The sequence below is a fragment of the Streptomyces sp. NPDC048275 genome (assembly GCF_040652275.1).
Lineage (GTDB): Bacteria > Actinomycetota > Actinomycetes > Streptomycetales > Streptomycetaceae > Streptomyces.
Genome location: NZ_JBEZLR010000083.1, coordinates 1 through 19,079, shown reverse-complemented (window position 1 = coordinate 19,079; position 19,079 = coordinate 1). Strand labels below are relative to the sequence as shown.

Annotated in this window: 22 protein-coding genes; 15 read left to right on the top strand and 7 right to left on the bottom strand. The window is 68.6% G+C overall.

Annotated features, from left to right (window positions below):
* Positions 1-3: 3 nt before the first annotated feature.
* Entirely contained in the window at positions 4-873 is an 870-nt protein-coding gene (locus AB0D57_RS35270) for a class I SAM-dependent methyltransferase (RefSeq protein WP_362082743.1), read from the bottom strand.
* A gap of 336 nt (positions 874-1,209) precedes the next feature.
* Between AB0D57_RS35270 and rpsA the strand changes: the two genes are divergently transcribed.
* From rpsA to AB0D57_RS35245, 5 genes are all read left to right on the top strand, one after another.
* A complete protein-coding gene (rpsA, locus tag AB0D57_RS35265) occupies positions 1,210-2,712 on the top strand; it encodes a 30S ribosomal protein S1 (RefSeq protein WP_362082740.1) in 1,503 nt (500 codons plus the stop codon).
* A 307-nt stretch (positions 2,713-3,019) separates the two neighbouring features.
* Positions 3,020-4,546 carry an FAD-dependent oxidoreductase gene (locus AB0D57_RS35260; protein WP_362082806.1) on the top strand — a complete coding sequence of 509 codons (1,527 nt, stop codon included), beginning with the start codon at positions 3,020-3,022 and terminating at the stop codon, positions 4,544-4,546.
* A 147-nt stretch (positions 4,547-4,693) separates the two neighbouring features.
* The gene (locus AB0D57_RS35255; RefSeq protein ID WP_362082737.1) at positions 4,694-5,632 is read left to right on the top strand and encodes a PAC2 family protein; all 939 of its coding nucleotides are present in this window, start codon (positions 4,694-4,696) and stop codon (positions 5,630-5,632) included.
* 74 nt (positions 5,633-5,706) lie between these two features.
* The gene (gene coaE / locus AB0D57_RS35250) at positions 5,707-6,315 is read left to right on the top strand and encodes a dephospho-CoA kinase (RefSeq protein WP_362082734.1); all 609 of its coding nucleotides are present in this window, start codon (positions 5,707-5,709) and stop codon (positions 6,313-6,315) included.
* A 50-nt stretch (positions 6,316-6,365) separates the two neighbouring features.
* Positions 6,366-6,746 carry a tetratricopeptide repeat protein gene (locus tag AB0D57_RS35245; RefSeq protein ID WP_362082731.1) on the top strand — a complete coding sequence of 127 codons (381 nt, stop codon included), beginning with the start codon at positions 6,366-6,368 and terminating at the stop codon, positions 6,744-6,746.
* 38 nt (positions 6,747-6,784) lie between these two features.
* Here the strand turns inward: AB0D57_RS35245 and AB0D57_RS35240 are convergent, their stop codons facing one another.
* Positions 6,785-7,081 carry a DUF6343 family protein gene (locus tag AB0D57_RS35240; protein ID WP_362082728.1) on the bottom strand — a complete coding sequence of 99 codons (297 nt, stop codon included), beginning with the start codon at positions 7,079-7,081 and terminating at the stop codon, positions 6,785-6,787.
* Between the two features lie 207 nt (positions 7,082-7,288).
* On the opposite strand from AB0D57_RS35240, the gene AB0D57_RS35235 reads away from it, so the two are divergent.
* The 3 genes from AB0D57_RS35235 (at position 7,289) to AB0D57_RS35225 (ending at position 9,633) form a co-directional block, all read left to right on the top strand.
* The gene (locus tag AB0D57_RS35235; RefSeq protein ID WP_362082803.1) at positions 7,289-8,188 is read left to right on the top strand and encodes an acyltransferase domain-containing protein; all 900 of its coding nucleotides are present in this window, start codon (positions 7,289-7,291) and stop codon (positions 8,186-8,188) included.
* Positions 8,189-8,315: 127 nt separating this feature from the next.
* Complete coding sequence (locus tag AB0D57_RS35230) at positions 8,316-8,993, top strand: class I SAM-dependent methyltransferase (RefSeq protein ID WP_362082725.1); 678 nt, start codon at positions 8,316-8,318, stop codon at positions 8,991-8,993.
* A 160-nt stretch (positions 8,994-9,153) separates the two neighbouring features.
* Positions 9,154-9,633, top strand: a complete 480-nt coding sequence (locus tag AB0D57_RS35225) for a DoxX family protein (protein ID WP_362082722.1) — start codon at positions 9,154-9,156, stop codon at positions 9,631-9,633.
* Positions 9,634-9,744: 111 nt separating this feature from the next.
* On the opposite strand, the gene AB0D57_RS35220 is transcribed toward AB0D57_RS35225, so the two are convergent.
* Both AB0D57_RS35220 and AB0D57_RS35215 read right to left on the bottom strand, forming a co-directional pair.
* Entirely contained in the window at positions 9,745-10,239 is a 495-nt protein-coding gene (locus AB0D57_RS35220; protein WP_362082719.1) for an RNA-binding S4 domain-containing protein, read from the bottom strand.
* Between the two features lie 183 nt (positions 10,240-10,422).
* Positions 10,423-11,055 (bottom strand): TetR/AcrR family transcriptional regulator, encoded by a 633-nt coding sequence (locus AB0D57_RS35215; protein WP_362082716.1) that lies wholly within the window; start codon positions 11,053-11,055, stop codon positions 10,423-10,425.
* 59 nt (positions 11,056-11,114) lie between these two features.
* Between AB0D57_RS35215 and AB0D57_RS35210 the strand changes: the two genes are divergently transcribed.
* The 5 genes from AB0D57_RS35210 to AB0D57_RS35190 are packed head-to-tail and all read left to right on the top strand — an operon-like array spanning position 11,115 to position 14,397.
* A complete protein-coding gene (locus AB0D57_RS35210) occupies positions 11,115-11,405 on the top strand; it encodes an antibiotic biosynthesis monooxygenase (RefSeq protein ID WP_362082713.1) in 291 nt (96 codons plus the stop codon).
* Between the two features lie 36 nt (positions 11,406-11,441).
* On the top strand, positions 11,442-12,356 hold the full coding sequence (locus tag AB0D57_RS35205; RefSeq protein WP_362082710.1) for an ABC transporter ATP-binding protein: 915 nt from the start codon (positions 11,442-11,444) through the stop codon (positions 12,354-12,356).
* Positions 12,349-13,116, top strand: coding sequence for an ABC transporter permease (locus AB0D57_RS35200; protein ID WP_362082707.1), 768 nt, complete (start codon positions 12,349-12,351; stop codon positions 13,114-13,116). The genes AB0D57_RS35205 and AB0D57_RS35200 overlap by 8 nt, the downstream gene beginning before the upstream one ends.
* Positions 13,113-13,910 carry a hypothetical protein gene (locus AB0D57_RS35195; protein WP_362082704.1) on the top strand — a complete coding sequence of 266 codons (798 nt, stop codon included), beginning with the start codon at positions 13,113-13,115 and terminating at the stop codon, positions 13,908-13,910. The genes AB0D57_RS35200 and AB0D57_RS35195 overlap by 4 nt, the downstream gene beginning before the upstream one ends.
* 16 nt (positions 13,911-13,926) lie before the next feature.
* Positions 13,927-14,397 carry an SAM-dependent methyltransferase gene (locus AB0D57_RS35190; RefSeq protein WP_362082701.1) on the top strand — a complete coding sequence of 157 codons (471 nt, stop codon included), beginning with the start codon at positions 13,927-13,929 and terminating at the stop codon, positions 14,395-14,397.
* 54 nt (positions 14,398-14,451) lie between these two features.
* Here AB0D57_RS35190 and AB0D57_RS35185 read toward each other — a convergent pair whose 3' ends face one another.
* The 3 genes from AB0D57_RS35185 to AB0D57_RS35175 are packed head-to-tail and all read right to left on the bottom strand — an operon-like array spanning position 14,452 to position 17,082.
* Positions 14,452-15,048 (bottom strand): HAD family phosphatase, encoded by a 597-nt coding sequence (locus AB0D57_RS35185; protein ID WP_362082698.1) that lies wholly within the window; start codon positions 15,046-15,048, stop codon positions 14,452-14,454.
* Entirely contained in the window at positions 15,045-16,463 is a 1,419-nt protein-coding gene (locus AB0D57_RS35180) for a pyridoxal-dependent decarboxylase (protein ID WP_362082695.1), read from the bottom strand. The genes AB0D57_RS35185 and AB0D57_RS35180 overlap by 4 nt, the downstream gene beginning before the upstream one ends.
* Positions 16,456-17,082, bottom strand: a complete 627-nt coding sequence (locus AB0D57_RS35175) for an XRE family transcriptional regulator (protein WP_362082692.1) — start codon at positions 17,080-17,082, stop codon at positions 16,456-16,458. Before AB0D57_RS35175 ends, AB0D57_RS35180 begins: the two co-directional genes overlap by 8 nt.
* Positions 17,083-17,210: 128 nt before the next feature.
* On the opposite strand from AB0D57_RS35175, the gene AB0D57_RS35170 reads away from it, so the two are divergent.
* Together AB0D57_RS35170 and pip are read left to right on the top strand one after the other, a co-directional pair.
* Positions 17,211-18,017, top strand: coding sequence for a uracil-DNA glycosylase (locus tag AB0D57_RS35170; RefSeq protein WP_362082800.1), 807 nt, complete (start codon positions 17,211-17,213; stop codon positions 18,015-18,017).
* Positions 18,018-18,026: 9 nt separating this feature from the next.
* Positions 18,027-18,989: a prolyl aminopeptidase gene (gene pip / locus AB0D57_RS35165; protein ID WP_362082690.1), complete on the top strand. Its 963-nt coding sequence runs from the start codon at positions 18,027-18,029 to the stop codon at positions 18,987-18,989.
* Positions 18,990-19,079: the final 90 nt, after the last annotated feature.

Sequence of the window (19,079 nt, the reverse complement as noted above, 5' to 3'; positions counted from 1 at the left end):
GCCTCAGTCCCGCTCGCACACGAAGATCGCCGTCCCCGGGATCAGGTTCCCCCGCAGCGGGGACCAGCCGCCCCACTCCTGGGTGTTCCAGGCGGGCCACTCGGGTTCGACGAGGTCGAGGAGGCGGAAGCCGCCGGCCACGATGTCGCGGACGCGGTCGCCGACCGTCCTGTGGTGCTCGACGTACACCGCGTTGCCCTCGTCGTCCTGCTCGACGTAGGGGACGCGGTCGAAGTACGAGGCGGATACCGACAGGCCCTCCGGGCCCGGCTCGTCCGGGAACGCCCAGCGGATCGGGTGCGTGACGGAGAAGACGAAGCGGCCGCCGGGGCGCAGGACCCGGTGGACCTCTCGCAGTACGCGGACCGGGTCGGCGACGAACGGCAGCGCGCCGTACGCCGAGCACGCGAGGTCGAAGGAGCCGTCCGCGAAGGGCAGCGCGCCCGCGTCGGCCTCCACGAGCGGCACCCGGCCGCCGATGCGCAGCGCGTGCTGGAGCTGGCGGTGGGAGAGGTCCAGGGCGACCGGACGGGCCTCCTGGGCGGCCAGCCAGCGCGAGCACTGTGCCGCGCCGGCGCCGATCTCCAGGACGTCCTTGCCCTTCAGGTCCTCGGGCGGGCCGAGCAGCTCGGCCTCCACCTCGTCGAGGCCCTCGGGTCCCCATACGAAACGGTCGTCCCCGAGGAATGTGCCGTGCTCTATCTGGTACTCGTCCGCGTTCCGGTCCCACCAGCCACGATTGGCGCGGGAGCTCTCCGTGACGTCCGCGTCGCGGCGGGTGGCTTCGGGCTCGAAAGGCTCGGGCTCTTGGATGATCGGCTCCCTCGTACTAATCTGCGGGCTCTTCCGTCCAAACGGTCGCGGAGGTGTCACGGCAGGGGCCGGTTACGGTCCGCGTGGCCTCGTGAGACGGGTTTTGTGCCGGGAATGAGGCGATCCGCCCTGGGTGTGCGCCTTCGCGCATTGACCCTGCCCGGCTGCCCCCGTATGCTACAAGTTGCGCTGCGAGCCTGCGTACCTCAGACGTAGCAGGTTGCGCTCGCATCTGTATGTATGTCCCCTCGGTTGTCGAGGCGCCACTGGAAGTGTTCGTGATGAACACGATTCGGATTTGGCGCTTCCTTGGCTGTCCGGCTTCTACAGGGCGAAACGGGCTTCCGGCGTAAGCAGTACCTACGACTCTCTGTCCGTACCGGAGCCCTTTCCCACATGACGAGCAGCACCGAGACCACCGCCACCACCCCGCAGGTTGCGGTCAACGACATCGGTAACGAGGAAGCCTTCCTCGCCGCGATCGACGAGACGATCAAGTACTTCAACGACGGCGACATCGTCGACGGCGTCATCGTGAAGGTCGACCGGGACGAGGTCCTGCTCGACATCGGTTACAAGACCGAAGGTGTCATCCCGAGCCGCGAGCTCTCGATCAAGCACGACGTCGACCCCAACGAGGTCGTCGCCGTCGGTGACGAGATCGAAGCCCTTGTTCTCCAGAAGGAGGACAAGGAAGGCCGCCTGATCCTCTCGAAGAAGCGCGCCCAGTACGAGCGTGCTTGGGGCACCATCGAGAAGATCAAGGAAGAGGACGGCATCGTCACCGGTACCGTCATCGAGGTCGTCAAGGGTGGTCTCATCCTCGACATCGGCCTCCGTGGCTTCCTGCCGGCTTCCCTCGTCGAGATGCGCCGTGTCCGCGACCTCCAGCCCTACGTGGGCAAGGAGCTCGAGGCGAAGATCATCGAGCTGGACAAGAACCGCAACAACGTGGTCCTGTCCCGCCGCGCCTGGCTGGAGCAGACCCAGTCCGAGGTTCGCCAGACGTTCCTCACCACCCTGCAGAAGGGTCAGGTCCGCTCCGGCGTCGTCTCCTCGATCGTCAACTTCGGTGCCTTCGTGGACCTGGGTGGCGTCGACGGTCTGGTGCACGTCTCCGAGCTCTCCTGGAAGCACATCGACCACCCCTCCGAGGTTGTCGAGGTCGGCCAGGAAGTCACCGTCGAGGTTCTCGACGTCGACATGGACCGCGAGCGCGTCTCCCTGTCGCTCAAGGCGACGCAGGAAGACCCGTGGCAGCAGTTCGCCCGTACGCACCAGATCGGTCAGGTCGTCCCGGGTAAGGTCACGAAGCTCGTTCCGTTCGGTGCGTTCGTCCGCGTGGACGAGGGCATCGAGGGTCTGGTCCACATCTCCGAGCTGGCCGAGCGCCACGTGGAGATCCCGGAGCAGGTCGTCCAGGTCAACGACGAGATCTTCGTCAAGGTCATCGACATCGACCTCGAGCGTCGTCGCATCAGCCTCTCGCTGAAGCAGGCCAACGAGTCCTTCGGTGCCGACCCGGCCTCGGTCGAGTTCGACCCGACGCTGTACGGCATGGCCGCGTCGTACGACGACCAGGGCAACTACATCTACCCCGAGGGCTTCGACCCCGAGACCAACGACTGGCTCGAGGGCTACGAGACCCAGCGCGAGGCCTGGGAGCACCAGTACGCCGAGGCGCAGCAGCGCTTCGAGCAGCACCAGGCGCAGGTCATCAAGTCCCGCGAGGCCGACGCGCAGGCCGAGGCCGAGGGTGCTGCCGCCCCCGCCGCCGGTGCTGGTGCCGGTGTCTCGGGTGGTTCGTACTCCTCGGAGTCGGACGACAACTCCGGCGCCCTGGCGTCGGACGAGGCCCTGGCTGCTCTCCGCGAGAAGCTCGCCGGCGGCCAGAGCTGAAAGCTCACCGCTAGGCAGTAGTTCGTGACTGCGGGCCCGCACCCATCTGGGTGCGGGCCCGCAGTGCGTTGCCCATGGGTTTCCCGTGGGTGTCCAGCGTGTGGGTGTCCAGCGGGCTGGACACGTGCGGGTGCGGAAACGTGCGGGATACACGAGTAACTGACGGGCCGTAACCCGTCGTTGGGAGGCTTCCCCGGTCGTTCAAGATCGAAAGGGGAGGCCCGTCATGGCACAACCTCAGAGCGGTCCCGGTGCGAGTCGTCGTTCGTTCCTGCGCAACGTAGGTCTCACGGGTGGAGCGGGCGCGATGTTCGCCACCATGGGGGCCCTCGGTCTCGCGCCCACCGCCGAAGCGGCCCAGCGCGAACAGCCCTTCCGTGCCCCGCAGTCGGGCGACTTCACGCTCACCGGACGCGGCGCCGCCAAGGTGGTCGTCGTCGGCGGCGGCATCGCCGGCCTCGCGGCCGCGTACGAACTCGGCAAGGCGGGCTACGACTGTACGGTCCTGGAGGCCAGAGACCGCACCGGTGGCCGCAACTTCACGGTTCGCGGCGGCGATGCGACCACCGACCTCTACGGCAACACCCAGAAGGCCCGCTTCAGTGAGGGCCAGTACATGAACGCGGGCCCCGCCCGCCTCCCGCAGTGGATGGTCACCCTCGACTACTGCCGCGAACTCGGCGTCCCCGTCGAGGTGTTCACCAACGTCAACGCCGACGCGTACATCTTCAACGAGTCCACCGGCATGACCAAGCCGATGCGTCACCGCACCGCGAAGGCCGATGTCTACGGCTACGTCTCCGAACTGCTCGCCAAGGCCACCGACAAGGGCGCCCTGGACAAGGAGTTGACCGCCACCGACCAGGAACTGCTCGTCGAGTTCCTCAAGGACTTCGGCGAGTTGGGCGACAAGCTGACCTACGAGGGCGGTGAACGCCGCGGATACACCACTGTCCCGGCCGCGGCCGGGACCCCCGGAGTGCTCCTCGGCGACGTCCCGTCAGCGTCGGAGGTCTTCACCACCGGCGTCGGACGCTACTTCTCCTTCGAGTTCGGCTACGACCAGGCGATGCTGATGTTCCAGCCGGTGGGTGGCATGGACCAGATACCGCGCGCGCTCACCAAGGCGATCGGCGGCCACCGCATTCGCACAGGGGCCGTGGTTTCCGACATCACCGACAAGGGGAGCGGTGTTTCGGTCACCTACACCCAGTCGGGCCGTACGAAGGTGATCGACGCCGACTACTGCATCGGCGCCCTCCCGCCCAACATTCTCGCCAAGATCCCGCACAACCTGGGTTCCGGAGTGCAGAGCGCGCTGACGGCGATCACTCCCTCGTCGGCGGCGAAGATCGGGCTCGAGTACCGTTCCCGCTGGTGGGAGCTTGATCACAAAATCTATGGGGGCATCACGGAGACCGACCAGGACGTCACGCACATCTGGCACCCGTCGTACGGCTTCCATGGCGAGCGCGGCGTGATGATCGGCTACTACAACTACGGCGACGACGCCGACTCGTACGGCAAGCTCACCCCCAAGGAGCGCGAGAAGCGCGCGGTGGCGGCCGGCGTGAAGATCTACGGCGAGAAGTACCGCACCGAACTCGCGTCCTCCTTCTCGCACCACTGGCGCCAGACACCCCACCTGGAGGCCGCCTGGCACGACACCCCGGGCGGCCCCGACGCTCCCCGCTACAAGCCGCTGAACGAGCCGACCGGACGCGTCTACTTCGCGGGCGACTGGCTCAGCTACACCGACGCCTGGCAGCACGGCGCGTTCACGTCCGCCCGCAAGGCGGTGACCGCGCTCCACGCGCGCGTGCTGTCGTCGTAACGCGAGCATGCTGTTGTCGTAGTTGCCGGGAGTCGTAGTCGCTGAGTTGCTGAAAGTCGGTAAATGGCGCCGGTGCGGTGCGCGGGGCGGGAATGCCCGCGCTCCGCACCACGTTGTGCAGTACGAACACAAGGAGGAGCGGTCACAGTGCTTGATCCGCAGGGTTTGTACGCATGGGAGCCGAAGGGCCTGGCCGTGGTGGACATGGCGCTCGCCCAGGAGTCGGCCGGTCTGGTCATGCTCTACCACTTCGACGGATACATCGACGCGGGCGAAACCGGTGACCAGATCGTCGACCGGCTGCTCGACACGCTGCCTCACCAGATCGTCGCCCGCTTCGACCACGACCGGCTGGTGGACTACCGGGCGCGGCGCCCGCTGTTGACGTTCAAGCGTGACCGCTGGACCGACTACGAGGAGCCCACCCTCGATGTCCGGCTCGTCCAGGACGCCACGGGAGCGCCCTTCCTGCTGCTCTCCGGCCCCGAGCCCGACGTCGAGTGGGAGCGCTTCGCCGCCGCGGTCCGGCAGATCGTGGAGCGGCTCGGCGTACGCCTCCTGGTGAACTTCCACGGCATCCCCATGGGCGTCCCGCACACCCGCCCCGTGGGCCTCACCCCGCACGGAAACCGCACCGACCTGGTGCCGGGCCAGCGCAGTCCCTTTGACGAGGCACAGGTCCCCGGAAGCGCCGAGGCTCTCGTCGAGTACCGCCTCATGGAGGCCGGACACGACGTCCTGGGTGTCGCCGCGCACGTCCCGCACTACATCGCCCGCTCCCCGTACCCGGACGCCGCGCTGACCGTCCTGGAGGCCATCACGGGCGCCACGGGACTGGTGCTCCCCGGTGTCGCGCACTCCTTGCGCACCGAGGCGCACCGCACCCAGACGGAGATCGACCGGCAGATCCAGGAGGGCGACGAGGAACTCGTCTCCCTCGTCCAGGGACTTGAGCACCAGTACGACGCCGCCGCGGGCGCCGAGACGCGCGGCAACATGCTCGCGGAGCCCGTCGACATCCCTTCGGCGGACGAGATCGGGCTCGAGTTCGAGCGGTTCCTGGCGGAGCGAGAGGGCGAGGCTTAGCCCTCAGGGGCCCTTCAGGGGCCCGTCGGGGTCCGTTCGGGGGCTTGTCAGTGGCAGGGCCTAAGCTTCGGGTCATGCTGAAGGTGGGCCTGACCGGCGGTATCGGCGCCGGCAAGAGCGAAGTGTCGCGGCTGCTCGTCGAGCATGGCGCGGTGCTGATCGACGCGGACAGGATCGCGCGAGAGGTCGTGGCGCCCGGAACTCCCGGGCTCGCGGCCGTTGTCGATGCCTTCGGCGAGGACGTACTCGCGCCGGACGGCAGCCTGGACCGCCCCCGACTGGGCTCGATCGTCTTCGCCGACCCGGAGAAGCTCGCCGTCCTGAACTCGATCGTGCACCCCCTGGTGGGCGCCCGCTCCCGCGAACTCGAACGCGCCGCCTCCGAAGAGGCGGTCGTCGTGCATGACGTCCCGCTGCTCGCCGAGAACACCCTCGGATCGCTGTACGACCTCGTGGTCGTCGTCGACGCCAGCCCCGAGACCCAGCTCGACCGCCTCGTGCGGCTGCGTGGAATGACCGAGGAAGACGCCCGCGCCCGCATGGCCGCCCAGGCCACCCGCGAGAAGCGCCTGCAGATCGCGGATGTCGTCATCGACAACGACGTACCTCTGGAGGCCCTCGAGCGGCGCGTGGGGGAGGTATGGGCGGATCTCGTACGCAGAGCGCACGCCCGCCAGGAATAGCGGTCCTCGATGGGGGCGTTGAACCAGTGAAGTGAGGGAAGGACTCAGCCGTGCCCGAGACCAGCGGTTCGACCGGACGTACTCCGGAGACGCATGTCATCGACTTCCGCGCCGCCGAGCAACTGCTCGCCGCGCGGGACCCGCGGGGCGCGGTGAAGCTGCTCGACTCAGTGATCGCCGCGCATCCGGAGAACACCGCCGCGCGACTGCTGCGCGCGCGTGCCTTCTTCGCCGCCGCCCAACTGCGGCCCGCCGAGTTGGAGTTCACCATCGTCCTGGAGCGCGAGCCGGACAACGCGTTCGCGCACTTCGCGCTCGCCCGCACCTATGAGCGCCAGCTCCGCCCCGACCAGGCGAAGCGCCACTTCAGACTGGCCGCGGCACTCGACCCGAAGCCGCAGTATCTCGAAGCGGCACGCTTCGACTCGTAAGGGCGAGTCGTAGGGACGCTGTACGTCGGGTGCGTCGTCTAAGGGTGGCGGTGCTCGGGCGGCCGGTACGGCGGGGGGCGGTGATCCGGCGGCCGGTACGGCGGGATGTCGCGGCCCGGCTGGTAGTGCGCCCCCTCACGGATGTGGCGCAGCACCATGGCCATGTCGATGGTGACGATCAGCCACAGCACGGCGCAGGCGATCGCCCATCCGGGCCGTCCCGCGAGGGTGAACGCGACCGCCCCGAAGACCGCCCAGATCAGGCCCCAGGCAGTCAGCCAGAAGCGCAGCCGCAGAGCACTGCGCGCTGTCGTCGGTTCACTGCCCGTACGCATGAGGACCACTACTCCGGTACTCCGGAACCACTGCTCCTACTGGGAAACGTACTCTTCGTGGTGCACGATTACCAAGGGACAGTGGTTCGGACAGTGGTTGGACCGACGGGGGAGGCCACGGTGCTGCTGGAGGCGTTGCGGGCGGACGCGAGGCTCGCCGCGTGGCTGAGGGACCTGGAGAGCGAGGGTGCCCCTCGGGAGGAAGCAGTGCTTCCGGACGCGGACGAGTTGCCGGACATCCTGCTCGACCTGGCCGTTGCTCATGAGCACATCAATGAACTCGTCACGCTGCGTACCCGGTTGGCGGCGGACCCGGAGGCGAAGATCCTCCTCGCTCGGTGTGTCGGCCGCTTCGTGCGGGACATGGGGGAGATCGGAAAGGGCTGGGAGCCGCCCTCCTTCCCCGCGTCGGCGGGCGCGCTCGGGCGCTGCTTCCACCTGTACGTCTTCATCGCGGCGCTCCCGTACATCCGCGCCTACCACCGCGAGCGCGGCATCGCCGACGACGTGTCCCGGCGCACCCTCGCCGACCTCGGACGGCATGTGGCCGTGCATCACAGGCGGCTCGGTACGCCGGGGCTGCTGTTTCCCTGGTGGATCGGCCTGCCTTTCCACGGTGAGCTGTTCCAGCTGGGGCGACTGCAGTTCCAGCGGGCGCGGCTCGGTCAGCGCACGGGGCGGGCCGTCTCGGCGGCGGGCCTCGGCGTCGGCCCCGGCGACCCGTGTCTGAGCCTGCACATAGCCGACTTCCGCGGTCCGCTGTCCCACTCCGCCTGCGACCGGTCGCTCGCGTCGGCACGGGAGTTCTTCGCCCGGCACTATCCCGACGAGAGCTATGAAGTCGCCGTGTGTCACTCCTGGCTGCTCGATCCGCAGCTCAAGCGGTATCTGCCGGAGGACTCCAACATCATCCGCTTTCAGGAACGCTTCGAAGTCGCGTACCAGGAGACGACTCCGGACGACGGGGTGCCGGTCGGCTTCGTCTTCGGCGATCCGGAACTGCCGACGGGTTCACTGCCGCGGCGGAGCGCGGTCGAACGGGCGGTGGGGGACCATCTGCGTGGGGGCGAGCACTGGTACGCCGGGCACGGCTGGTTCGCGCTGTAACAGGGTCTGGCCTGATTTGATCTGGCCTGGGGCTCGAACCCGGGGCTCGAACACGTCACCTGAACGAGTGAGGTGAAGTGGGAACGGGCCGATGGGAGCGGGTCGTTGGGCGGGTATGAGCATTCAGATGCGTGAAGGCCATGAGGGGACCGGACCGGGTGCGATCACGCCGGACGGCTGCGCGGTCGAGCTCTATGCGCGCCTGTCCATCGGGGCGGAGCCGGACATCGTTTCCGCGGCGGTGCCCGCGGGAGCGCACATTCTGGAGCTGGGCAGCGGGGTGGGGCGGATGACCCACCCGCTCCTGGAGCGCGGGTTCACGGTGACGGCGGTGGACGAGTCGGCCGAGATGCTGGAGCGGATCCGCGGGGCGCGGACGATATGCAGCCCGATCGAGGAGCTCGACCTGGGGGAGACGTTCGACGTGGTGATGCTCGCGTCGTTCCTCGTGCACACCGGGGAGGAAAACCTGCGCCGGGAGATGCTGGAGGCGTGCGCACGCCATGTCGCGGAGGGCGGCTGCGTGTTGATCCAGCGCGAGGGCGAGGACTACCACTCGAACGTGCCTCGGGAGCGTGTCGACCCCAGCGGCTACACCGTAAAAATCCTGTCGGCAGAGCCGGTGGGCGACGGGGTGAACTCGGTCTGCGCGGAGTATGTGTTCCCGGACGCCACGTGGACCCAGACGTTCACGGCCCGGCCGTTGACCAAGGAGCAGTTCGAGGAGGCGCTGGGGGAGGCGGGGTTGCGGGTGGAGCGGTATCTGACGGAGGACAGGGTGTGGGTGCGGGCGGTGAAGGTCTGAAGCCCCGGGCCCCGGGAAGGAGCCGACGCGGGTAGTCGGGTCGGCCGAAGGGGCGGAGTCGGTCGGCTAAACAAGTTCCGGTCCACGGCGATGAGTTCCCGCCACGCATGCGGTCTACCTCCGCGACAGCGACTCCTACCGCTTCGCAAGGGAGACCTCCATGTCCGAGACCACCGCGCCCGTCACCGCGATCACCTCCGCCTCCCCCTCCGCAGCCCCCACCCCCACCCCCACCCGCGGCCGCGGCGCCCGGATCTCCCTGGGCGCCCTGCAGGTCGTACTCGGTCTCTTCTACGTGCTCGCGAGCGCGCTTCCCAAGCTGATCGCGCACCCGTCCGCCGCCGAGGTCTTCGACGATCTCGGTTGGGGGAGCGCGGGGATGTATCTCATCGGCGCGCTCGAACTGGCCGGAGGTGTCGCGCTGTTGATCCCGCTGCTGTCCTCGGTGGCGGCGGTGGCGCTCGGCGCGCTGATGGTCGGCGCGTTCATCGTGAACGTCACCGTGCTGCACGGGCCGTATCCGGCGACCCCGCTCATCCTGATCCTGCCGCTCGCGCTGATCGCGTGGGTCCGGAGGGGACATACCGCCGAGTTGGTCCGTCAGCTCCGACTGTTCCGGCTGGAGCGACGACGGGCATGACCGCCGTACGACGTCGAGGGCTCCCCGTGACATAGGGAGAGCCCTCGACGTCGTACGGCGACCGGGTGTGTCTGGGCGTTCAGGTGTTCGCGTGAAGGGTGGTCCTCGGGGTCAGGGGCCCTCGGAGCCGCCCTCCGGGCCGCCGAGGCCCCGGAGGCGTTCCATCTCACGGCGGTCGCGCTTGGTCGGGCGACCCGCGCCGCGGTCGCGGACGCCCGCCGGGGCGACGGCCTCGCGCGGCGGGGGCGGCGGACTGTTGTCCACGTAGCACTCGACGGCGACGGGCGCCCCGACCCGCTTGCGGATCACACGCTTCACGATGACGACCCGTTCCCGGCCCCCGTGCCGCAGTCGCACCTCGTCGCCGACGCGTACGCCGTACGCGGGCTTGACGCGTTCGCCGTTCACCCGGACATGGCCGCCACGGCAGGCGGTCGCGCCCATCGAGCGGGTCTTGACCAGACGTACGGACCAGATCCAGCTGTCGACTCGCACGCTCTCGCCGCTCGGCGGGCGGGCGGCCTCGGCGGCGGCCACCGTGTCACCGGGCCCGTCCGTGCTCTTCTTCTCGTCCACCTGATCGACGTCCGCATCCTCAGAAGCCATACCTCGACTCTAGAAGACCTGACGGGCCGATATGCCAGCGCCCGAACGACTGCGTCATCGGCTGGGAGCTTCCACTCCGGTGGCGCTGACGTAGCCGGACGGGCCCCAAGGTTCTGCGTACTCCCCGTCCATGATCCGCCGCTGCTCCGGACGCACACCGCCCACCTGCCCCCGCCGGCACGTCTAACAGGAGCAGAGCTGGGTGCGCAGGGTCTCGCCGGTCCACCGCTCCCAGCGCTCACGCGACCAGCCACGCTCGTGCACGAACAGGAGGTACAACTCAGGGCTGAGCAGGCCGTACAGCAGGTCGGCGACTTCCTCCACCGACACCTCCGGCCGCGCGCCCGGTTTGCCGGCCAGCGCGTTCGCCGCCCTTTGTTGAACGACATGACGAGGATCGACGTCCTGCGGCCACAGGGCGGCGACCTCGGGGTCGCTCGCGGCCGCCGCCTCCAGGACTTTGATGATCGGCGCGACCCGCTCCAGGACCGAGGTCGTGCCCGCGACGTAGGCGCGCAGCATGTCCTGGGCCGTGTCGGCGGCCAGTGCGTCGACGAACCACGGCCGGTCCATCGTGGCCACCGGCTCTTCGTCACCCGCGATCGTCACGTCGACCAGTTCCTTGAGCAGGGTGCGCTTGTTGCCGAAGACGAAGTAGATCGTCTGCACCGCGACACCGGCCCTGTCGGCGACGTCTTGAAGATTCGTCGCGCCGTATCCGTCCTGCACGAACAGCTCGAGAGCCGCCGCCAGGATGCGCCGACGCGTCTCCTGCGCTTTCTGCCCCCGCTTGTTCGTTCGCTTGACATCGCTCATGACTGGAGTCTAACTCTAGATGCGAACACTAGAAGTCAACTCTAGTAAACGAGGTCTGCATGTCGGTCATCACCGTTACCCGCTTCCAGATCGATCCCGCCGACGCCGAGCAGCTTCGCGCCCGGCACGCCGCGTTGGTCGCCGCGACCAGGGCCGCCGCGCCCGGGCTCACCGAGGCGCGCCTGGGCCGGCTCGATGACGAGACGTGGGTCGGCATCTGGCGCTGGGACTCGGCTGCCAGCCTGCAGGCGGCCCGTCAGGTCGTACCCGGCAACGCCGAGGCCACTGCGGCATTCGCGCTGACCCGCGAGCCCACCGTGGACGACATCGAGGTTCTGGACGAGCACTGATCCGCGTCTCCCGGGTTCCCTAATCGAGGACATGACATGATCGAAATCGATGCGTTAACCAAGGTGTACGGCTCGGCGCAGGTCCGAGCGGTCGACGAGGTGTCGCTGCACATTCCCGCCGGATCCGTCGTGGGCTTCCTGGGCCCCAATGGCGCCGGTAAGACCACCACCATCAAGATGACGGCCGGCCTGTTGGCCCCCACTGCGGGCCGGGTCCGGCTGGGCGGCGTTGACGTGGTCCGGCAGCGTTCGGCCGCGATGGCGCAGTTCGGCGCCGTGCTGGAGGGCTCGCGCAATGTCTACTGGAGCCTGTCGGCCTGGCAGAACCTGATGTACTTCGGGCGGCTCAAGGGCTTGCGCAAGGCCCAGGTCGGCGAACGTGCCGAGGAGTTGCTGACCGGGCTGGGACTGTGGGAGCGGCGCGACGACAAGGTCGGTGACTTCTCCCGCGGCATGCAGCAGAAGGTCGCGATCGCCGTCGCTCTGGTCGCCGACCCTCCGATCGTGCTGCTGGACGAGCCGACGCTCGGCCTCGACGTCGAGGCCACTCGCACAGTCAAGGACTGGATCGCCGAACTGGCCCGCGATCGGGGCACCACCATCCTGCTCACCACCCATCAGCTCGATGTGGTCCAGGAGTTGTGCGACCGCGTGGCCGTCATCCGTCAGGGCCGGCTCGTCGCCGACCTGCCCACGCGTGAACTGCTGGCCGGCTTCCGCGAACGCGACAGATACGACATCCGCATCGAGGGCACTGCCCCCGCCGGGTTCGACGCCAGCACCCACGAAGGCGTCACCACGATCCGCGTACGGGTGAGCGATCCGGGCGAGGTGTACGACGTGGTCGAGCGACTGCGCGCGCAAGGGGCCGTCCTGGAGTCGCTGGCCCAGGTTCAGCCCGATCTGGAGGATGTGTTCCTCGCTCTGGTCAACGGGACGTCCCATGCTTGACGTCCTGGGCGCGGAGATCGGGAAAGGCCTGCGGGTTCAGCTGGCCCATCCGATCGGGCACGTCGTCTCGCTGCTGATCGGCGCCACGATGTACCTCGGCCTGCAGTTCGTCCTGGGCCGGGGGGAGCTGCGGCAGGATCTGCTGCCGCAGACCCTGGTCGCGATCGGCGGCTACTGGTTCCTGCAGTACGCCGGCCTGGTGATGGTGTCCGATCTCATCGAGGAGAAGCGCGCCGGCACCTTCGCCCAGGCACAGATGACCACGGCGCCTGTCTGGCTGCCGATGCTCGGCCGGTTGATCACCGCCTCGGTGTTCGGTCTGGCGGTGGCCGCCGTCGCCGCTCTCGTCCCCATGCTGGTGGCCGGGATCTCGATCCCGCTGCGCTCGGCGGCCCTGGTGCCTGCTCTGTTGCTGGGTGTCAACGTGCTGGCCTTCACCTTCCTGCTGGCCTCCCTGGCCCTGGTCTCCCCGATGATCGGCGCCCTGCAGTCGCTGTTCACCTCGCTGGTGCTGCTGCTCAACGGCTCATTCCTGCCGCTGGCCCTCTATCCCGACTGGTTGGCCCTCCTCGCCAGATTCCTGCCGACGACCTTGGGCATCGAGGCGACCACCCAGGCGCTGTTCGAGGGCCGGACCCTGGCCGATATCTGGACCGGCGGCACCCTGCCGTGGCTCATCGCCCACACCCTTGCGCTCACGGTGGTCAGCGGCCTGCTGTTCGTCCGCAACCACAGCCGAGCCCTGCAGGAGTCGTCATGAGGTTCGCCCGCGGATTCGCCGCCGAGGTCCGCAAGGGCCTGCTCAACTTCGCCGCCGGATGGCGCGAAAGCCTCATCCAGATGCTCACCTTCCCGCTGTTCTACCTGCTCATCGTGCTGTTCATGGGGCGCGGGCAGCTGCGTGCGGAACTGCTGCTGCCCGTGTTGCTCGGCATGGTGGCGCTGACCTTCATCCACGAGCAGGTCAACCGGATGTTCTGGAGCTATCTGGGTGACATCCAGTCCGGGGTGCTGGAGCAGACGTACCTGACCCCGCTGCCGTCTGCCGCGGGCATCCTCGGCCGCCAGATCGCCGCAGTGATCTCGGCCCTGCCCACCGCGCTGGCTGTCCTGGCCACCGGGGCCGTCGCCATCGACATCCAGGGCGGGCAGGTGCCCTTGGACGCGCAGGTGATCGTGCCGCTGGCCGCCATCGCGCTGGGTACCTGCGGACTGGCGCTCATCCTGTGCGGGCTGACCCTGGTGTTCAAACGGATCGAGATCATCACGCAGGTGTCGGTGGCCGTCTATGCCATCGCCGGCGGCACCCTGGTTCCCTTGGCCGCCATGCCCGATCCGATCGCCTTCCTCAGCCGGCTGCTGGTCCCCATCGCGCCCGGCATTGAGGCAATGCGGGACATCCTGCTGGGCGGGCATTCCCTGGCCGCCCTCCCGACCGGCTGGGGCCTTGGTTGGCTGCTGGCCCAGCCGCTGCTCATCACGACCGCCGGGGTGGTCCTGTTCAACCGGCTCGAACACCTCGCCAGAGACCGCGGCACTCTCGGCCGCTACTAGAAACCTGGAGATCACTATGACAACGGACACCGTGGCCCTGAGACCCGTCGGACAGGTCGTGGGCGGGCGCAGCGAGGTGTTCGAAGACAACTGGGGCGACGTTCGTGCCGTGATTCGTCTGGACGGCGCGTCCTTCACCGCGTCGGCGGTGCTCGGCCTGGAGCACTTCTCACATCTGGAGGTCGTATTCCTCTTCGATCGGATCGACTCCGCCACCGTGCCCAGCGAACCTCGTCCTCCGAGGGGGAACCCGAGCGCGGCACCCGTGGGGGTCTTCGCCCACCGCGGGCCGTACCGCCCCAATCGCCTGGGCGTCTCCCGCTGCCGACTGGTTGCCGTGGACGGCTTGGACCTGCAGGTCGCCGACCTGGACGCGTTGTCAGGCTCTCCGGTCCTCGACATCAAGCCGTACTTGGCCGAGTTCGCCCCCCGTCATCCGGTCATTCAGCCGGCCTGGGCCACCGAACTCATGAGCCGCTATTACTGAGGCGCTCATCCGACGGCTTGCCGCAGCAGCTCTTTCGAAGCTGCGCGCATGAACTCAGTGACACCCGGCTTGCTCGATGGTCTGTGGGCCCCGGAAGCGGAGGGCGGTCCAGCCCAGGGTGCGTGCCGCCTCGATGTTGGCAGGGCTGTCATCGATGAAGAGTACTTCGTCGGGGGACGCACCCAACCGTTTCGAGGCGGCGTCGAAGGCGGCCGGGTCGGGCTTGCGGTGCCCGAGGCGGTAACTGAACAGTAGTTGGCCGAAGCCGTCGAACATTTCTGGGTACAGGCGGGGCAGCACCTCCTCCTCCAGAGGGCCGTTGTTGGTGAACAGGGTGAGCGACCGCGATCCTCGGTGAAGTTCCAGTACGTCCCGGACGGAATGATCGGGGCTGAAGGCGCTGCACCAGGACGTGTCGAGCAGTTCGTCGCTGCCGGCGAATCCCGTGACGGCACGGATGCGGTCCCGGACCTCCGCCGCGTCCGTATATCTGCCTGAGTCGGAGTCGGAGCTGAACCCGGACCTCCACAGCAGTTCGTCCACCCGGTCCGGAGCGAGCGAGAACGCGGCGGCCAGCCGTTGGAGGCGATGGGCGTGGTGGAAGCGGAACAGCACGCCGCCGAGGTCGACGACCAGGTGATGGTGGCTCATGCGGTGACCTCCTTCGCCGCAGTCCGGATTTCGTCGAGCAGGACGGTGAGATCGGCCTCGGTGGTGTCCGGGTGGAGGATGCAGGCGCGCAGGGCTGCCGCGCCGGAGAGGCGGGTGCCGGTGAGGAAGGCGCGCCCGCGATGTTGCACGGCCGCCGGGATCGCCTGGTTCAGCGCTTCTGTCGTGGTGGCGCCGAGTGCTGTGGGCCGGTGGCGGAAGGCGATGACCGAGGTGACTGCCGGGGCGAGCAGATCGAAGTCGTCGGAGGCTTCGATCATGGCGGCGAGGGTGCGTGCGAGTGTGGTCGTTCGTTGTACCAGCTGGACGATTCCGTCGCGTCCGAGGTGCGCGATCGTGGCCCATACGCGGAGCGCGCGGAACGGACGCGTTTGTTCGGGGCCGTACTCGGAGAACCAGCCCAGCTCGTCGGCATCGTCGTCGCGAAGGTAGGGCGGTATGAAGCTGAAGGTGTCGCGTGGCCCGGCCGGATCGCGGAAGAGGACACAACCACAGTCGACGGGGACGCCGAGCCACTTGTGCGGGTCCAGGGCGAGGGAGTCCGCCAGTTCCATTCCGGTGTACACGGGGCCGGCTTCTTCGGCGAGGATGCCGAGTGCGCCGTAGGCGCCGTCGATGTGGAACCACAGTCCGTGCTCACGGGCGATCCCGGCGACTTCTTCCAGGGGGTCCACGGCGCCGGTGTTCACTGTCCCCGCACTCGCCGCGACGAAGAACGGTCGCACTCCTGCTCGCATGTCCGCTGTGATCAGGCGGCGCAGTGCGCTGGTGTCCATGCGGAAGCTGTCATCGACCGGGACCGTGCGGAGGTACTGGCTTCCCAGGCCGAGGAGTTCTGCTGCCTTGCGCAGACAGCTGTGTCCCTCGGCCGACAGGTAGATCGCCAGCGGGTGGTGCCCGTACAGGCCCGTCTCGCGTATGTCCCTGCCCTGTTGGCGGGCTGCCCACTGCCGGGCCGTGGCCAGCGCGATGACGGTGGCCATGGAGGCGCCGCTGGTCAGCAGTCCGGCACCCGGCTGATGAGGGAAGTCCACCAGCTCAGCCAGCCACCGAACGGCGGTGCGCTCCAGCAGGACGCCCGCGTGATCTCCCCCGGCACAACTCGGGTTCATCGCCGCGGCCAGCGGAGCGACCAGCACTCCGGCGGGAGAGGGCGGGGAGTTGACCCAGCCGAAGAACCGGGGATGTCCGTTCCCCATCGGGTAGGGCAGCACGTGGTCACGCACATCGTGAAGCAGATCCTGCAGAGGACGGCCCACAGGGGGCAGCTGCTGTTGGGAGAGCCATGAACGGTCCGCTTCGGGCACCGGCCGCCACACCGGTCCGCCGGGTACGGCAGCCAGGTGATCGGCCGTCATGTCCGCGACCGACCGGCCCGCTCGACGCAGGTCACTCATCATGCCCTCCAGGTAGAAGACGGCCGTGGAAGTCGGCCGGCCGGGCCAGCGCCATCGCCAGGTAGTACACGCATGCGTCGTCGGTGTCGTTGGCGAAGGCATGCCGGTGGTCGCCAGGGAAATAGGCGGAGTCCCCGGCCGACAGGAGATGGGCCACGCCATCGACGGTCAGGCGCAGACGTCCGGTCTCCACTGCCACGTATTCCTGTGATCCCGGTGGATGCGGCGAGAACTCCCCGGCATCCACGCCTGGCTCCAGGGTGGTGCGCATGAACTCGAACTCCGTGCCGGGCAGAACGGGCGAAAGGATGCGCCGCTCCCAACCGGAGGGATCCCGCACGACGTGCTGCCGAGCGCGGGGCAGGATCACCACACCGGGACGGACGGGCTCGTCCAGGAGCCGGGCGATCGAGGTGCCCAGCGCGGTCGCCAGACGGTCGAGGACCAGCACACTCGGCGTCTTGGTGCCGCGCTCCACCTCGGACACCATGCTCCGGCTCACCCCGCTCAGCTCGCCGAGCCGCTCGAGAGCCATGCCTCGGGCTTGTCTCTCGGCTCGGATCCTGGCCCCCAACTCGGCCATGGACAAACCACTGGACAGGGCGTTGCCGTCACTCATGCGTCCACTATAGCGACTGCCATCCTCTATAGAGGAATGCTCCGAGGTGCGACGAGTGCGCCATCCTTGAATACGGCGACAGAACACCGGTGGAGTTCTTCACTGATGAGCAGGCTGAGGAGTACGGGATGTTCACCGACTCGGCAGACGCGGCTGATCTGGCCGATCTGGCTGATCTAGATGTGCGGATCAGCGGGTGTCGGGCCTGTCCGCGCCTGGTTGCGTGGCGCGAGGAGGTGGCCCGTACCAAACGCGCCGCCTTCGCCGATCAGACGTACTGGGGCCGCCCCGTCCCCGGGTTCGGCCCGCCCGACGCGTCTCTGCTGATCATTGGCCTGGCCCCCGCGGCGCACGGCGCGAACCGGACCGGTCGGATGTTCACGGGTGACCGGTCGGGCGACGTGCTGTACGCGTCGCTGTACGAGGTGGGACTGGCCTCGCGGGCCACGGCCGTGAGCGCGGCCGACGGGCTGACGTTGCACGGCGTGCGGATCACCTCACCCGTGCACTGCGCCCCGCCCGCCAACAAGCCGACCCCCGAGGAGCGGGACGCCTGCCGGCCGTGGCTCGTGCGCGAACTGGAACTGCTGCGGCCCTCGCTCCGGGCGGTCGTCGTGCTTGGAGCTTTCGGCTGGCAGGCCGCGCTGCCGGCGTTCGCGGAAGCGGGATGGGAGGTGCCCCGCCCTCGCCCTGCCTTCGCGCACGGAACGCGGGTCACGCTCGGGCCGTCCGTCTCGCCCGGGCCGTCCGTCTCGTCCGGGCTGACCAGATCGCCCGGGCGGCTCCGACCGCCCGGGGCGATCGAGCTCTTCGGATGCTTCCACGTCAGTCAGCGGAACACCTTCACCGGGCGGCTGACGCCCGCCATGCTCCGGGACGTGCTGAGTACGGCGGCCCGGGCGGCGGGGCTGACGAGGAGGCCGCAGGAGGGTTAGCCTCGCCCGATGGGTCTGTATCCGGAGATCGAACCGTACGACCACGGGATGCTCGACGTAGGGGACGGCAACCGCGTGTACTGGGAGGTCTGCGGGAATCCGGACGGGAAGCCCGCGGTCATGCTGCACGGCGGGCCCGGATCCGGCTGCGGTGCGGCCTTCCGGCGCTACTGCGACCCGGCCGCGTATCGCATCGTGCTGCTGGACCAGCGCGGCTGCGGACGCTCGACCCCGCACGCGAGCGCGTACGGGACGGACATGGGCGTCAATACGACGGCGCATGTGATCGCGGACCTGGAGCTGCTGCGCAGCCACTTGGGCATCGCGCGGTGGCTGGTGTGGGGAGTGTCGTGGGGTTCGGTGCTGGGGCTGCGGTACGCGCAGACGCACCCGGACGTCGTATCCGAGGTGGTGCTGACCGCGGTGGCCACCGGATCGAACGCCGAAGTCGCCCTGCTGACCAGGGGACTTGGGCGGATCTTCCCCGAGGCGTTCGAGCGGTTCCTGGCCGAGTTGCCGGAGGACGATCGGGAGGGGAATCTCGCGGCCGCGTACAGCCGCCTGCTCGAATCGCCCGACCCCGAGGTCCGGGCGCGGGCGGCGCGGGCCTGGACCGACTGGGAGACGGCGATCATTCCCGCGCCGCCTCGTACCGTGGAGCGCTACGAGGACCCGGCGTTCCGCATGGGCTTCGCCCGAACCGTCACGCACTACTTCGGCAGCGACCACTTCCTGGGGGAAGGGAACGACCAGGGCGTGGTGCTCCGCGACGCGCCCCTGCTGGAGGGAATCCCCGGCACCCTCGTCCAGGGCAGCCTGGACTTGGGGAATCTGCTGGGCACGGTGTGGCGGCTCCATCAGGCGTGGCCCGGCAGTGAGGTGACCGTGATCGACGACGTGGGCCACACCATGGGCGCGTCCGGTGTGGTCGACGCGTTGGTGGCGGCGACGGACAAGTACGCCCACCGCTAGCCTCACCGTTTCACTTGGGGACGGCTGACTCCGGGGCGGAAATGCGAAAGTGCCTTCCTGACCTGGGACGATGAACCTTGCTGAGGGGTT

Bases quoted from the DNA above. Each gene is read 5' to 3' on its own strand.
- AB0D57_RS35210 (WP_362082713.1), top strand. From the start codon at position 11,115: ATGTCGGTCATCACCGTTACCCGCTTCCAGATCGATCCCGCCGACGCC.
- rpsA (WP_362082740.1), top strand. From the start codon at position 1,210: ATGACGAGCAGCACCGAGACCACCGCCACCACCCCGCAGGTTGCGGTC.
- AB0D57_RS35195 (WP_362082704.1), top strand. From the start codon at position 13,113: ATGAGGTTCGCCCGCGGATTCGCCGCCGAGGTCCGCAAGGGCCTGCTC.
- AB0D57_RS35260 (WP_362082806.1), top strand. From the start codon at position 3,020: ATGTTCGCCACCATGGGGGCCCTCGGTCTCGCGCCCACCGCCGAAGCG.
- pip (WP_362082690.1), top strand. From the start codon at position 18,027: ATGGGTCTGTATCCGGAGATCGAACCGTACGACCACGGGATGCTCGAC.
- coaE (WP_362082734.1), top strand. From the start codon at position 5,707: ATGCTGAAGGTGGGCCTGACCGGCGGTATCGGCGCCGGCAAGAGCGAA.
- AB0D57_RS35220 (WP_362082719.1), bottom strand. From the start codon at position 10,239: ATGGCTTCTGAGGATGCGGACGTCGATCAGGTGGACGAGAAGAAGAGC.
- AB0D57_RS35190 (WP_362082701.1), top strand. From the start codon at position 13,927: ATGACAACGGACACCGTGGCCCTGAGACCCGTCGGACAGGTCGTGGGC.
- AB0D57_RS35230 (WP_362082725.1), top strand. From the start codon at position 8,316: ATGCGTGAAGGCCATGAGGGGACCGGACCGGGTGCGATCACGCCGGAC.
- AB0D57_RS35185 (WP_362082698.1), bottom strand. From the start codon at position 15,048: ATGAGCCACCATCACCTGGTCGTCGACCTCGGCGGCGTGCTGTTCCGC.
- AB0D57_RS35205 (WP_362082710.1), top strand. From the start codon at position 11,442: ATGATCGAAATCGATGCGTTAACCAAGGTGTACGGCTCGGCGCAGGTC.
- AB0D57_RS35175 (WP_362082692.1), bottom strand. From the start codon at position 17,082: ATGAGTGACGGCAACGCCCTGTCCAGTGGTTTGTCCATGGCCGAGTTG.
- AB0D57_RS35215 (WP_362082716.1), bottom strand. From the start codon at position 11,055: ATGAGCGATGTCAAGCGAACGAACAAGCGGGGGCAGAAAGCGCAGGAG.
- AB0D57_RS35225 (WP_362082722.1), top strand. From the start codon at position 9,154: ATGTCCGAGACCACCGCGCCCGTCACCGCGATCACCTCCGCCTCCCCC.
- AB0D57_RS35200 (WP_362082707.1), top strand. From the start codon at position 12,349: ATGCTTGACGTCCTGGGCGCGGAGATCGGGAAAGGCCTGCGGGTTCAG.
- AB0D57_RS35180 (WP_362082695.1), bottom strand. From the start codon at position 16,463: ATGAGTGACCTGCGTCGAGCGGGCCGGTCGGTCGCGGACATGACGGCC.
- AB0D57_RS35170 (WP_362082800.1), top strand. From the start codon at position 17,211: ATGTTCACCGACTCGGCAGACGCGGCTGATCTGGCCGATCTGGCTGAT.
- AB0D57_RS35240 (WP_362082728.1), bottom strand. From the start codon at position 7,081: ATGCGTACGGGCAGTGAACCGACGACAGCGCGCAGTGCTCTGCGGCTG.